This window comes from Streptococcus sp. 3167 (assembly GCF_013277175.1).
Classification (GTDB): domain Bacteria; phylum Bacillota; class Bacilli; order Lactobacillales; family Streptococcaceae; genus Streptococcus; species Streptococcus pseudopneumoniae.
In genome coordinates, this window is the sequence record NZ_VMML01000076.1 from 1 (window position 1) to 14,331 (window position 14,331).

The 14,331-nt window shown below is 38.8% G+C and carries 12 protein-coding genes, 3 pseudogenes and 1 riboswitch; of the genes and pseudogenes, 12 read left to right on the forward strand and 3 right to left on the reverse strand.

The features are described 5' to 3' along the window. Nucleotides 1-300 precede the first annotated feature (300 nt). The 3 genes and pseudogenes from HT678_RS09945 to trkA all read right to left on the reverse strand — a co-directional run. Nucleotides 301-1,254, reverse strand: a pseudogene (locus HT678_RS09945) (potassium transporter TrkG); the annotation flags it as partial. Beyond that, on the reverse strand, nucleotides 1,255-1,488 hold the full coding sequence (locus tag HT678_RS12000; RefSeq protein WP_007285018.1) for a hypothetical protein: 234 nt from the start codon (nucleotides 1,486-1,488) through the stop codon (nucleotides 1,255-1,257). Nucleotides 1,489-1,491: 3 nt separating this feature from the next. Next, nucleotides 1,492-2,841, reverse strand: coding sequence for a Trk system potassium transporter TrkA (gene trkA / locus HT678_RS09950; RefSeq protein ID WP_000691705.1), 1,350 nt, complete (start codon nucleotides 2,839-2,841; stop codon nucleotides 1,492-1,494). A gap of 187 nt (nucleotides 2,842-3,028) precedes the next feature. Here trkA and HT678_RS09955 point away from each other — a divergent pair, with 187 nt between their 5' ends. The 12 genes and pseudogenes from HT678_RS09955 to HT678_RS10010 all read left to right on the forward strand — a co-directional run. Beyond that, a complete protein-coding gene (locus HT678_RS09955; RefSeq protein ID WP_001063603.1) occupies nucleotides 3,029-3,877 on the forward strand; it encodes an S-adenosyl-l-methionine hydroxide adenosyltransferase family protein in 849 nt (282 codons plus the stop codon). A 15-nt stretch (nucleotides 3,878-3,892) separates the two neighbouring features. After that, nucleotides 3,893-4,438 (forward strand): ECF-type riboflavin transporter substrate-binding protein, encoded by a 546-nt coding sequence (locus HT678_RS09960; RefSeq protein ID WP_000795930.1) that lies wholly within the window; start codon nucleotides 3,893-3,895, stop codon nucleotides 4,436-4,438. Between the two features lie 283 nt (nucleotides 4,439-4,721). Beyond that, entirely contained in the window at nucleotides 4,722-6,404 is a 1,683-nt protein-coding gene (locus HT678_RS09965) for an ABC transporter ATP-binding protein (protein WP_000656513.1), read from the forward strand. Further along, complete coding sequence (locus HT678_RS09970) at nucleotides 6,389-7,219, forward strand: energy-coupling factor transporter transmembrane component T (RefSeq protein WP_001148088.1); 831 nt, start codon at nucleotides 6,389-6,391, stop codon at nucleotides 7,217-7,219. Before HT678_RS09965 ends, HT678_RS09970 begins: the two co-directional genes overlap by 16 nt. Nucleotides 7,220-7,411: 192 nt before the next feature. Further along, nucleotides 7,412-7,915: a tRNA (cytidine(34)-2'-O)-methyltransferase gene (locus tag HT678_RS09975; RefSeq protein ID WP_000181376.1), complete on the forward strand. Its 504-nt coding sequence runs from the start codon at nucleotides 7,412-7,414 to the stop codon at nucleotides 7,913-7,915. A 53-nt stretch (nucleotides 7,916-7,968) separates the two neighbouring features. After that, nucleotides 7,969-8,187: riboswitch (FMN riboswitch) on the forward strand. A 163-nt stretch (nucleotides 8,188-8,350) separates the two neighbouring features. After that, complete coding sequence (locus tag HT678_RS09980; RefSeq protein ID WP_000185825.1) at nucleotides 8,351-8,914, forward strand: ECF transporter S component; 564 nt, start codon at nucleotides 8,351-8,353, stop codon at nucleotides 8,912-8,914. Beyond that, entirely contained in the window at nucleotides 8,904-9,554 is a 651-nt protein-coding gene (locus HT678_RS09985) for a phosphatase PAP2 family protein (RefSeq protein WP_345890416.1), read from the forward strand. The genes HT678_RS09980 and HT678_RS09985 overlap by 11 nt, the downstream gene beginning before the upstream one ends. Nucleotides 9,555-9,665: 111 nt before the next feature. Then, nucleotides 9,666-10,538: a helix-turn-helix transcriptional regulator gene (locus HT678_RS09990; RefSeq protein WP_000525619.1), complete on the forward strand. Its 873-nt coding sequence runs from the start codon at nucleotides 9,666-9,668 to the stop codon at nucleotides 10,536-10,538. A gap of 199 nt (nucleotides 10,539-10,737) precedes the next feature. After that, a complete protein-coding gene (locus tag HT678_RS09995) occupies nucleotides 10,738-11,958 on the forward strand; it encodes an MFS transporter (RefSeq protein ID WP_172924944.1) in 1,221 nt (406 codons plus the stop codon). A 26-nt stretch (nucleotides 11,959-11,984) separates the two neighbouring features. Further along, nucleotides 11,985-12,113, forward strand: a pseudogene (locus HT678_RS10000) (phosphatase PAP2 family protein); the annotation flags it as partial. A 595-nt stretch (nucleotides 12,114-12,708) separates the two neighbouring features. Beyond that, entirely contained in the window at nucleotides 12,709-13,866 is a 1,158-nt protein-coding gene (locus HT678_RS10005; RefSeq protein WP_078374383.1) for an MFS transporter, read from the forward strand. A 140-nt stretch (nucleotides 13,867-14,006) separates the two neighbouring features. Further along, nucleotides 14,007-14,331, forward strand: a pseudogene (locus tag HT678_RS10010) (transposase family protein); the annotation flags it as partial.

The window sequence follows — 14,331 nt, forward strand, 5'->3', positions numbered from 1 at the left end:
TCTATTATAGCATACATAATTATATACAACAAACAAAAAAGTTGAAAAATAGTCGGAAAATCCAGATGTACCAAGGGATTAAGTAAGGTCGGCGGAGAATTAAGTGATAAAGTCGGGCAGATAGATCTGACGCAGTTTGAAGAGATTTTCATTGAGGATAAGTCAGGTACTGAAATGTCTGATCGGGATTTAAAGATATAATAAAATGAAATAAGAATAGGACAAATCAATCGGGACAGTCAAATCGATTTCTAACAATGTTTTAGAAGTCCAGATGTACTATTCTAGTTTCAATCTACCATACTTGAGAATTTTATGCTGGGTATCCTTATCAATCACCGTTTGATTCACATGGAGAGTCAAAACACGGTGGGGAGATAGAATGGACAAAATTTGATTTTTGGCAATTTTTGAAAGGATGAGGCCTCGAATAATCTTGAGTCCACCTGCAGTTGATCCAGCAGAGCCACCGATTGCCATGAGGAAAAGGAGGATAAACTGGGAGAAGAGGGGCCAGTTGGTAATATCTCCATATCCAAAACCAGTTGTTGTAATGATGTTGGAAACCTGGAAGAAGGCCATTTCAAAGCTCTTTGAAAACCCTGGGTAGAGGTAGAGGGTGTTGAGGCTAATCAAGCCTGTAGAAACCAGTACAATGACCAAGTAAGCCCGAAGTTCTTCGTCACCAAAGAAGGCCTTGATGCGACGGAGCATGAGGTAGTAGTAGAGGTTGAAATTTACCCCAAAAACCAGAACTCCGATACTGACCAGATAGGTAATCAGTGAGCTGCCATAGTGGGCAATTCCGTCGTTATAGACGGTAAAGCCTCCAGTTCCCGCTGTCCCCGTAGCAATGACAAAACTATCGTAGAGAGGCATGCCAGCTAGATAATAGATGATGACAAAGAGGGAGAAGAGAGCTAGATAAAGGAGATAGAGAATCTGGGCAGTGTTTTTTAGTTTGGATACAACCTTGCCAAAAACAGGACCTGGAACCTCAGCCTTCATCACCTCTAGGTGGCTATTTTTGGCATTGTCCATAATAGCAAGTGCAAAAACAAGCACTCCCATCCCTCCAATCAAGTGGGTAAAACTTCGCCAGAAGAGGAGGGAACGGCTGAGAACCGAAACGTCGTTCAAAATACTTGCTCCAGTAGTTGTAAAGCCAGAACTAATTTCAAAAAAGGCATCAATAACGCTAGGGATTTGCCCAGAAAAGACAAAGGGGAGACCACCAAAGAAGGACCAAAGGATTCAACAGAGGGCCACAATCAAGATTCCCTCCTTGGCATAAATCCGTTGATTTTTTGGCTTTTGTAAAATTCCTGAGCCACCTAGTAATACCAGAATTCCAATCGTTGTAAAGAGGGCTGTAAAGACTTGGCTCGATTCACGGTAATAGAGAGCGACAGCTACAGGAACCAAAAGGAGAACCGCTTCAATCAAAAGTAACTTTGAAAGGAGGTAGCGAATCATACTTTTATTCATTTCTTACCTCGCGATCAAGTCATAAATCTTAGTGATATTCGGCAACAAGGTTGTTACTAGGAGCTTGTCTCCAACTTCCAACATATCCTCCCCAGTTGGGAAAATCGTTTTGCCCTTTCGAATGATAGCTGCAATAAGAACCCCTTTTTTCAATTTCAGTTGAGAAAGAGGTTTGGCAGTCATTTTATTGGCTTCCTTGATATGGAATTGCAGGGTTTCGATTTGGCCATTGGCTAGATGGTGCATGGCTTGAAGGTCTGAATACTGGGCATTAACCCGACCACGAATAAAGTGCATAATCGTGTCTACGGCAATACTTTTAGGTGTGATGATACTTGAAAAATCAGGCGCATTGATAATTTCGAGGAGACTGGTACGATTGACCTTGGTAATATTTTTCTGTACACCTACCCTGTCCAGGAACATAGAGGTAATCAGATTTTCCTCATCGACCCCTGTTAGAGTCGCAACGGCATCATAGTTTTGAGCACTTTCTTCCAGCAGGATATCTTGTGCGGTACCATCTCCTTGAACGATGTAGAGGTTTGGGAATTTCTCGCTAAAGAAGCTAGCGATTTCAGGATTGATTTCAATAATCTTAGTATCAATACGACTATCTTTGAGGATACCTAGTAGATAATAGGCAATTCTACCAGCTCCAACAATAAGAAGACCCTTCACGGCACGAGACTTGAAATAATTATGGAAGAGCATCATATCAACACGGTTACCAGTGACAAAGATTCTATCTTTATCCTGTACAGTCATGTTACCGCTTGGAATGATAATTTGATGATCTCTTTCTATCGCACGACAATGACATTGCCAAATTTTTTTCCGAAAATCAGAAATGGGCATTTGGCAAAGACTACTGGAGGATTTAACAGTGAATTCCATCAAGCTGACCCGTCCACCAAAGAAACGTTCGACAGATAGAGCGTTGGGGAAGTCAATGATGTTGGCGATAGCGCGGGCAGCCAAGAGCTCAGGGTTAACGATAAGAGAAAAACCGAGAATATTCTTTTCTTTGAAATAGGAGTTAGAATATTCAGGGTTCCGCACCCGAACGATGGTCTCTTTAGCTCCCATTTTTTTGGCTAGAACAGCTGCAATCATGTTGACTTCATCGTACTCAGTCAGGGTGATAAAGATATCACAATCTTGGACGCTGGCTTGCTCAAGAATGGCAAAATCGACCCCGTTACCAAGGATACCCATGATATCAAAGCGACTGACAATATGATTGAGAACAGCTTCGTCTTGCTCAATCAGCAAAACATCATGCTTTTCTGCAACCAAGGAGCGACAGAGGGCAAAACTAACTTTTCCCCCTCCGACAAGGATAATTTTCATAATAAAACCTACTTTTTCATGATGTAACTATCATATCCTTTTTCAAAAAAAATGCACCTACTAGCCAATAAGGGAGAACTTTTAGCGGAAATCTGCTATAAGGTAAAACTATACCCTAAGCAATTGAAATAGCTATTAGCGACTTTCTCTGAAATATGGTATGATAAAGGATATACAAGGAGATAAAATGAATAATAATTTACTGGTATTACAATCAGACTTTGGTCTGGTTGATGGTGCGGTATCGGCTATGATTGGAGTGGCTTTAGAAGAGTCTCCAACCTTAAAAATTCATCACTTGACGCACGATATCACACCTTATAATATTTTTGAGGGTAGTTACCGTCTCTTTCAGACGGTGGATTACTGGCCTGAGGGAACGACTTTTGTATCGGTTGTCGATCCAGGTGTCGGCTCGAAACGTAAGAGTGTGGTTGCCAAGACTGCAAACAATCAATACATTGTCACGCCAGATAATGGGACTCTTTCTTTTATCAAGAAACACGTTGGTATTGTAGCCGTTCGTGAAATTTCTGAGGTAGCTAATAGGCGTCAAAACACAGAGCATTCTTATACTTTCCACGGTCGTGATGTCTATGCCTATACTGGTGCTAAACTGGCCAGTGGTCACATTTCTTTTGAGGAAGTGGGGCCAGAGCTCAGTGTGGATCAGATTGTGGAACTTCCAGTCGTAGAGACCATTAGTGAAGATCATCTGGTGAAGGGAGCCATTGATATTCTGGATGTGCGTTTTGGTTCGCTTTGGACCTCTATTACGCGAGAAGAATTTTACAAACTGGAACCAGAATTTGGTGACCGTTTTGAAGTGACCATCTATCACGCTGATATGCTGGTCTATCAAAATCAGGTTGTTTATGGCAAATCATTTGCAGATGTGAGAATTGGGCAACCCATCCTTTACATCAACTCTCTCTATCGTTTAGGTCTGGCTATCAACCAAGGTTCCTTTGCCAAGGCCTATAATGTAGGTGTCGGTTCATCTTGGACCATTGAAATAAAGAAAATAGAATCATAAAATAGGAGAATATAGATGAAAAATCAATCAATTAAACAAGTTGTTGCTGTAGGAATTGGCGCTGCCCTCTTTGTCGTCATCGGGATGATCAACATTCCGACCCCTGTTCCAAATACAAGCATCCAGCTTCAGTATGCGGTACAAGCGCTACTTTCTATTATTTTTGGACCGATTATCGGTTTGCTTGTCGGGTTGATTGGTCATGCAATCAAGGACTCTCTTGCTGGTTACGGTCTGTGGTGGACTTGGATTATCGCTAGTGGGCTCTTTGGTCTAGCTGTGGGGCTATTTAGAAAGTACGTTCGCGTGATCAATGGTGTCTTTGACTGGAAAGATATTCTTATTTTTAACCTCATTCAACTACTTGCAAATGCCCTTGTTTGGGGTGTCTTGGCACCACTTGGAGATGTTGTGATTTATCAAGAAGCTGCAGAAAAAGTATTTGCCCAAGGAATTGTTGCGGGAATTGCTAATGGTGTATCTGTAGCTATTGCAGGAACTCTTCTCTTGCTTGCCTATGCAGGAACTCAAACTCGTGCAGGAAGTTTGAAAAAGGACTAAAATGATGGAGAAGGCTGGGCAACCAGTCTTTTTCGATGTTTATAGATTAGTTAGGCAAGTAAGCTAGGATAGGAATCTTTTTGGCGCTAAGTTTTTAATAGAAGAGTCTGCAAGAAGGGGTAGATTTATGATAAAATAGAAGTCTAATACTCTGCGAAAATTAAATTCAAACCGCGTCAGCTCTATCTGCAACCTCAAAACAGTGTTTTGAGCAACCTACGGCTAGCTTCCTGGTTTGCTCTTTGATTTTCATTGAGTAGAAGAAGCGAATGAAGAGAGTAAGATGAAAGAAGCTATAATTGAGTGGAAGGATTTCTCTTTCCAGTATGAAACACAACAAGAACCGACCTTGCAAGGGATAGACTTGACCATTTACAAGGGAGAGAAAGTCTTAATTGTTGGACCATCTGGATCAGGTAAATCTACCTTGGGTCAGTGTTTGAATGGGATTATTCCCAATATTTACAAGGGTCAGACATATGGAGAATTTTTGATAAAGGGTCAAACAGCCTTTGATATGAGCATCTATGATAAGTCTCATCTGGTTAGCACAGTTTTGCAGGATACAGATGGGCAGTTTATCGGCTTATCTGTGGCAGAGGACTTGGCTTTTGCTCTAGAAAATGATGTAACAAGTCTAGAAGAGATGAAAAGTCGTGTTCATAAATGGGCTGAAAAGCTGGACCTTCTCCCTTTACTAGCTCAGCGTCCTCAAGACTTGTCTGGTGGACAAAAGCAGCGAGTTAGTCTAGCCGGTGTCTTGATTGATGAAAGTCCGATTCTCTTGTTTGATGAGCCACTCGCCAATCTGGATCCCAAGTCAGGTCAGGATATTATTGAATTGATTGATCAGATTCATAAGGAGGAGGGGACGACGACCCTTATTATCGAGCACCGTTTGGAAGATGTTCTGCATCGACCTGTGGATCGGATTGTCTTGATAAACGATGGCCGTATCCTCTTTAATGGAAGTCCTGATCAGTTATTGGCGACTGATTTGTTGACCCAAAATGGAATTCGCGAACCCCTTTATCTCACCACTCTCCGTCAATTGGGTGTGGATTTAGCCAAGGAAGAACAGTTAGCAGATCTGGATAACTTGTCTATCTCAAAAGGTCAGGTTCAGTTGCAGAATGAACTGGCAAAAGAGATGCCAGATTTGCAGTCACTTTTTAGACTAGAGGAGGTTTCTTTTTCTTATGATGATAGACCGATTTTAAAATCCCTACATTTGGATATTAAAAAGGGTGAAAAGATTGCCATTGTCGGGAAAAATGGAGCAGGGAAGTCAACTCTAGCCAAGGCCTTAAGTAGCTTTATTCAGACGGAAGGTCGCTATCTTTGGGAAGGGCAGGATATAAAAGGAGATTCTGTTGCAGAGCGGGCGGAACGAGTAGGCTATGTGCTGCAAAATCCTAATCAAATGATTTCAACTAACATGATTTTTGATGAGGTGGCTCTGGGACTTCGTTTGCGAGGTGTGGATGAGAAGGAAATTGAAACGAGAGTCTATGAAACTTTGAAAATCTGTGGTCTCTATGAATTCCGTAATTGGCCTATTTCTGCCCTGTCATTTGGTCAGAAAAAACGTGTCACTATTGCCTCGATTTTGGTTTTAGGAGCTGAAATTATCCTCTTAGATGAACCGACAGCAGGTCAAGACCAGAAGAACTATACTGAGATTATGGAATTTCTCGAAGAGTTGCATCAAAAAGGTCATACCATCGTCATGATTACGCATGATATGCAATTGATGCTGGATTATTCAGACAGGGCCCTTGTCATGGTTGATGGAGAACTGATTGCTGATACTGATCCAGCTAGTCTGTTGAGCAATCCTGAGCTGTTAGTAAAAGCCAATCTAAAAGAAACTTCAATCTTCAACTTGGCTAAAAAACTAGACGTGGATCCACTTGCTTTAACGGCATTTTACAAAGAAAGGAGAGAAGGATGCAAGCTAAATTAATTGGTTACCAGCATAGAGATACTGTGATTCATCGCTTGTCAGGAGCTGGTAAACTTCTCTTTTTCATCCTCGTGTCATTGGCGGCCATGATTAGCTATGATACCAGACTGCTTGTTCTGATTGCCATCTTTTCGGTCTTTCTCCTCTATTTGTCAGAAATCCGTTTTAAAGATGTTTCCTTTGTGGCCGTTTTTGCGACGGTATTTGCCGTTTTAAACGTTTTGATGGTCTATCTCTTTTCTCCTGAGTATGGGGTTGGACTTTACGGAGAGAGAAGTGTGATTTGGCAGGGAATCGGTGCCTACACTCTGACCAGCCAGGAGCTCTTTTATCTGCTAAATCTGGCCATTAAGTACCTTTGTACCATTCCTCTGGCTATTATCTTTTTGATGACAACCCATCCTAGTCAGTTTGCTTCTAGTTTAAATCAAATTGGTGTGCCTTACAAGATTGCCTATTCAGTCAGTCTGACCTTGCGCTATATTCCAGATTTGCAGGAAGAATTCTTTACTATCAAAATGTCTCAGGAGGCGCGTGGGATGGAATTATCCAAGAAAGCTTCTCTTATGCAACGAATCAAAGGCAATTTGCGCATTATTACTCCCTTGATTTTTAGCTCGCTAGAACGCATTGATACCATCGCGACTGCCATGGAGCTTCGGCGCTTTGGGAAAGAGAAAAAACGCACTTGGTATAGTTATCAGGCCTTGAAAAAAGGAGACTATCTTACCTTGTTCTTGGCAGCCTTGTTTTTAGTAGCTAGTTTACTACTTATCTTGCAGAATCAAGGACGATTTTACAATCCTTGGAAATAGCTTGAAAAAATTGAAAAAATCAAGTCGTTTCTATTGACAATGATTCTGAAAGTGTTATACTAAGAAAGTAGTTTCGCTGATTTACTTCAAACCTGTTGTGAGGTAAGTTAACGATGCCTTAACCACGCTGTTTGCTGAGCTTGACTCCGGGCAGTGTGGCTATTTTTTTGCAATGGTGAAAGGAAGCAAGTCATGACAAATCACATTGTATTATTTGAACCACAAATTCCACAAAATACAGGCAATATCGCGCGTACTTGTGCTGCGACCAATTCTCCCCTCCACATCATCAAGCCAATGGGCTTTCCTATTGACGACCGCAAGATGAAGCGAGCTGGATTGGATTATTGGGATAAACTAGAGATTTATTTTTACGAGAGTTTGGAGGATTTCATGTCTCATATGAAGGGCAAACTCTATCTGATCTCAAAATTTGCTGAGAAAGTGTATTCTGATGTGGATTTATCGACTGACGAGGACCATTATTTTCTCTTTGGACGTGAAGACAAGGGCTTGCCTGAGGACTTTATGCGAGAACATCCTGAGAAGGCTCTCCGTATTCCCATGAATGATGAACATGTCCGCAGTCTCAATGTGTCTAATACCGTCTGCATGATTGTCTACGAAGCCCTCCGCCAGCAGCACTTTGCAGGTCTTGAGCTCGTTCATACCTATGAAGCAGATAAATTGAAATAAAAAATGAAAATGAACAAAATGCTTGCGCTTGCAAGCGTTTTTTGTTATGATAAAAGAGTCTTCAGGGCAGGGTGTGATTCCCGACCGGCGGTAAATTTGACTAGCTATTTTAGCTTTCTCGTCGTTGTCTTGTCTCGATATACTTTAAGTATTATCTTCGACTGCGACGCCTAGATAAATCTAAAATATCTTAGCCAAATAAGTCCGCGAGCGCAAGCTGATGTGGTGAGATTCCACAACCGACAGTATAGTCTGGATGGGAGAAGACGAAAGAATAGCTTTGTCTGTTCTGATAGATTTATAGCTAAACTGTAACCGCTTGCTTGAATTTCCTTAATAGAGTGAGAGGGAACTTTTGGGATATAAAAAGTGAGAATAGATAGAGGAATCCTTTCTAACTTCTTCTGATTTTATAGAAAATTGGAGGAACCTGTTATGACAAACACACGTCGACTTTCGACCATTGCGATCTTATCAGCCATCTCATTTGTGCTGATGTACTTTGACTTTCCGCTCTTGCCAGCGGCATCCTTCCTCAAGATCGAATTTAGTATCTTGCCAGTCCTTGTGGGTCTGGTGGTCATGGATTTGCCTGCTGCTCTAGGAGTGCTCTTGCTTCGCTCACTCTTGAAATTGCTTCTTAACAGCCAAGGAGTGAATACTTACATTGGTTTGCCGATGAATATCGTAGCTTTGGGAGTTTTTGTCATCGTATTTGCTTTGATTTGGAAAAAGGAACGGACAACCCTTCGTTTCCTACTAGGCTCTCTAGCTGGAACTATTGGTTTAACCTTTGCCATGTTGGTTCTCAACTATGTTTATGCTGTTCCTTTGTACGCTAAGTTTGCTAACTTTGATATTGGAAAAATTTTGGGACTTTCCAACTACCTAATGACCATGGTATTACCTTTTAACTTGATTGAGGGTGTAATCTTTTCCGTTTCATTCTGGTTGTTGTACGTCCTTTTGAAACCAACCTTAAAACACTATGAAAGATAAACAAACATTTTTAATGAAGGGCAGTTTTGCCCTTTTACTTTTCGTTATTCTTGGCTACATGGTCAAATTTTACCCTGAAACGCTGGTCGGTTTTGACCAATTGATTCAAACGGCAGTTCGAGGAGATTTGCCAGATTACTTGACTATTCTTTTCAAAGCCATCACACGCTTGATTGATATCCCAGTGATTATCACTTGGGTTGTTATTACAGCTTTTGTCTTTTATCGTAAGCGATGGAAGATAGAAAGTTTCTTCATGCTGGGGAATTTGGCTTTAGCGGGTCTTTTAATCGTGACCTTTAAAAATATCTACCAGCGCCCACGACCAGCTATCTTACATCTTGTGGAGGAGAAGGGATTTTCCTTCCCAAGTGGGCATTCTCTGGCTGTAACTTTGATGGTAGGTACTCTGATTGTCATTCTCAGTCAACGAATTAAAAATCCAGTCTGGAGAAAAATTGTACAAATCGTCCTTGGCCTCTACCTAGTTAGTGTGCTGGTATCAAGGGTATATCTGGGAGTTCATTATCCATCAGACGTTCTTGCCAGTCTCTGTCTGGGTTTGGGAGTCCTGTTTATCGAATTTCCCTTCTATGACAAGATCCGCTTCCAATGGCGATTTAAAGGCAAGCAGAAGTGATGGAAAAGATAAAAAATTGTACAAATACAAATAGAACCATATGAAATATATACTTGAAACATGTTTTGGTGTTTGATATATTTTAATAAATAAAGCAAGGAGGAAGAAAGTGTGGGTATGCTATTAGCGACACGATTAAAAAATAAAAGAAAGGAATTAAAATTATCTCAAAAAGAATTAGCTGAGGGGATTTGTGAGCAAGGGCAGATTAGCCGTATGGAGCAAGGTAAATATTCACCTGGGTCAGAATTACTCTTTCAACTATCTAAGCGATTGAAGGTGAGCATGGATTATTTCTTTGAAGATACTGAGGTTTCTAGTTTAGAAAATATTGATAAGTTTAAAGAATTATCTAAGAAATTTTTGGATGAGAGGGAATATGAATCTCTCCATTACATCTATGAACTGGAAAAATCTAAACGTACTCGTCTATCTGCTAAAGACCAGATTTATTTGGACTGGATTGATACATTAGTTCAATTCTGTTATTTAAATCATCAAACAGGGGCAGTTGCGAAACTGGAAAAAATACTGTTATCTCTGAAAAAATCTGATTTTTACTATCTACAACTGGGAAATACCTTGGCTAATTTTTATTTTGATATGGGGCAGGAAGACACATATCAGGAACTCTATCAACTTTTAAAAGAGAACCTCCAGTCACTATCTGTTCATCATTTGGAACAGTTAGAATTGATGATTAAATTCCGATATAACTATTGTAGATATTTGTGGTTGAATGAACGAACATCTGAAGCTATAGCAGAAATTACAGAAACGATAGCTATTTGTAAAAGATATAATAGTAGTTATCGATTAGCAGATTTGTATTGTTTATTGGGAAATATAAGCGAGAGCTTTGCTGAAAGGGATAGGATACTAGGTTTTTATCAAGTATCTTATCAGCTTTACAAGCACGAAGAGAACCAGAGAATGATGCTAGAAATTGAGAAGGAAATGAAATTATTGGAAAGTGAAGATTAAGAAAAAGATTTGTATTTTTAGATAACTTAAATTCATATTTCAAAAAAAATAAAAAAACACCATAAAAATTATTGACAAACCAAAATTGATGTATTAGAATATCATCAATAGTTTTTGATTTTGGTATTGGAGCTTTGGGGATATATTGGGCGTTGTTAGGATTTCAATTTCCTTTTGAGCTGAAGAAGGAGGCAATCCAATGAATACTTTTCTGACCAATAAAAATTACCGGATGTTGCTAATTAATCAATGGGTTTCGTCATTTGGTGATACGCTGTTTTATATTTCATTTATTTCTTATGTATCGGGATATAAATTTGCTTCATTAGCTGTTCTTTGTATAACAGTTTCGGAGACTTTGCCGCAGATTTCTCAGTTGTTCACAGGCGTTATTGCCGATTTTCAAAAAAATCGTGTTGCAAAATATATTGCTATATTGGCAAGTAAGTTTCTGCTTTATACTCTATTGACACTGTTTGTAACGGATAAGAACTTTTCTATGGGGATGGTTTTTCTTATTTGTGGCATCAATCTTTTATCAGATACCATGAGTTATTTTGCAGGTGCTATGATTTCTCCTTTGTATGTGAGGATTATAGGAGATGATATGACAGATGCTATGGGGTTTAGACAGGCAACTGCTGGTGTAGTTAATATTCTTAGCAACCTTACAGGTGGAGTTTTGATTGGGGTCATCAGTCTTCAGATGTTTGTGGGTTTGAATGCTTTGACCTTTCTTTTTGCACTGTTGGGTGTGGTGTTTATTCGTACTTCTTTGAGAGATATTGAGGGACAGATGGAGGTTAGTAAAAGATTAACCGCAAAATCTTTTGGAGAGCATTTCCTCTATTCTATGAAGATATTGTCAAGTTTTCCAACCATCATCAAATTAATATTCATTGCAGCTATGAACCAAGTGATTTTAAGCATTATTACCCCTTTAACGACTTTGATGTTGATTCATCATCCATTTATCTTCTTTGACACTGGGAAATCCATTGCAGCATTGTCAGTGGTTATTTTTTCAGGAACGATTGTGGGAAGTTTTTTGAGTGGAGGTATCCTAAAAAATATTCCCATAAAAATGATTGTCTACTTTGAAGAAATTATGCATCTCTGTATTCTCTTTTCTTGGTTGATCAATCATTTCCTCCTTTTATTGGTAGTTGTCTTCTTATGCGCAGTTGCAGTAGGAATGATGGGGCCTCGGATTTTCAACCTTGTATTCTCGATGGTTCCAGAAGAAGTCATGGGAACCATCCAGTCAGTGCTTGGAGTATTCAATGCTGTTGTACCAGGAATTCTTAGCATGCTCATCGTTGCCTTAGCGAGTGCTACAAACCTAAAAATCACAGTGCTTCCACTTTTTATTTTTGTATTGACTGCCTTAGCAATTGTGAAAGCAATGAAAATAGAGTAATAGTAGTATGAACTACTGTCTCTTTTTGGGTGGGAGTTCATTACCCATCAGACGTTCTTGCCAGTCTCTGTCTGGGTTTGGGAGTCTTGTTTATCGAGTTTCCCTTTTATGACAAGCTCCGCTTCCAATGGCGATTTAAAGGCAAACAGAAGTGAGTATCGAATTCCCTTGAGGAGAAAGAAATGAAAGTCAATATAGCATATCTTCATCCGACTCAACTATACTTATTAGAAAAATGGACCATTCTGTATTATCCCATTACGCTGATTTAAGTTGGAGGAGCTCTTCCCATGCAACCTTAGAGCTTATAAAGAGTCCGATCAATACCGTCCAGCTAGAAATTAGGAGGAATCAGCAAGTGATTCCCCTGTCCCTCATAGAGTGATTATAAAACCATACGATAAATGTACCTCCTTAATTAATAAAATCAGACTTTACATGTTTAGAGAGATCACTGTTCCCAAGAGATACCATAATTCCTACCGTAAGCAATATTATATTTCTATCTATTTTAGTCACCACCTAAAACTATGATTTTGCAAGAAAGGTTATGGAATTCTCAAGCAATATGGCTAAAATTAGATAGATATACAAAAGGAAAGGTAGAAGCTTTCATATGTATGGTATATCAACACGAGAGCATAGTAATTGCGTAAAATATATTTTTTTGCTATACTAATCAATATTTATTTGCAAAAGGAATGAGTTAAGATAAGCAATAATAATTTTAAATACTTACTTTGCAATCAAATTTTTAACTTGATTGCAAATATTTTTTTCAGTGTAACAATCATCTCAAAGGTTTATTCACAAAGTAATTCTATCAGTGAATCAACATTTGTTTTGATAATAGGAACTATTTCAGCAGTTATAGGAGGTTTGATTGGACCTATTTTTTTAGACAAAATTTCACATAAAAATGTATTGTCGTTTACTAATCTGATTGGTGGGCTAGTTACTCTGTCTTATACCATTATCAGTTCATTTAATGATAGTATTATAATAACCTATTCCACAGTCTTTTTAATAAGCATCACCAATAGTTTTTATACTCCTGCACGTCTAGCTATTGTTCCTAGTATAGTTGATAATGATGCGATAGTAAAAGCAAACGGTCTCACCCTAAGCATTCGTCAATCCGTTCAAACAGCAGGCTGGGCACTTGCAATTCCATTGTCTACGTTACTAGGTTTGCAATATTCATTATATTGTATATCTTTGTGTTTCTTGCTCTCCTCAGTTCTAAGTTTTTATATTCACGTTGAAAAGAATCAACATAAACCAAACTCTTCCAAAAGTTCATATGTATATCAAATTTTTGAAGGTCTCATACCTATAAGGGATAATCCTGTCATCAGGGATATAACTATTATGGATATTATTGAAAATTTTGCAAATGTGATTTGGACATCTTCATACCTCCTAGCATTTACAACCACTATCCTTTTAACAAGTGAAACTTGGTGGGGATACCAGGGTTCAGCATACTTCTTAGGGATTATAGTTGGAGGAGGGGTAATAACAAAATACTCTCATAAACTTCAACATTTTCCAGGAAAATTTTTGTTTATATCATCACTTCTTGTTACACTACTCACACTATTTTACACTGTTAATAGAAGCCCTATCATAACAATTATTATTTCTTTTCTAGTCGGCCCCCCTGCACAAATTAGAAATATAATTCAAGAATCAATTATTCAAGAAAAAGTTGATCCTAGTATATTGGCAAGAGCTTTTGCTGCCAGAAGTGTTTTAATGCAACTAATGTATGCTGTAGCGCTAGTTTCATTTAGTTATCTAGCAGACTTAATTGGAATTTTGCCAGTATACTTTATTTCAGTTATCATTTATTTTGCAATTTCATTTATTCCTGTAATATCGTCAGCATTAAAAAAAACACTGTGAAATTATGTATTTTTATGGAGATATAAGACTTCATATATCGTTTTGAGTAGTTTATGAGTACAAGCTATGATAGTTTCCATCTTACTGCCTCCTATTCCATTAGATTAGACTTCCTGTGAAACAAAAATATGATACAATAAAATTATGAAGCAAGTAAACAACTAACTGATACACGATTTAAGCTCCTTGTTGCTGTTCAGCGCACGACTTTTGAAGAGATGTTAGCCGTATTAAAAATTAAACACGCAAAAGATGGATAAAAACCTAAATTAAGCCTAGAAGACCTTCTGATGGCCACTCTTCAATATGTGCGAGAATACCGCACTTATGAACAAATTGCGGCTGATTTTGGTATCCACGAAAGCAACTTAATCCGTCGGAGTCAATGGGTTGAAGTAACTCTTGTTCAAAGTGGTTTTACGATTTCAAGAACTCCTCTCAGTTCTGAGGACACGGTAATGATTG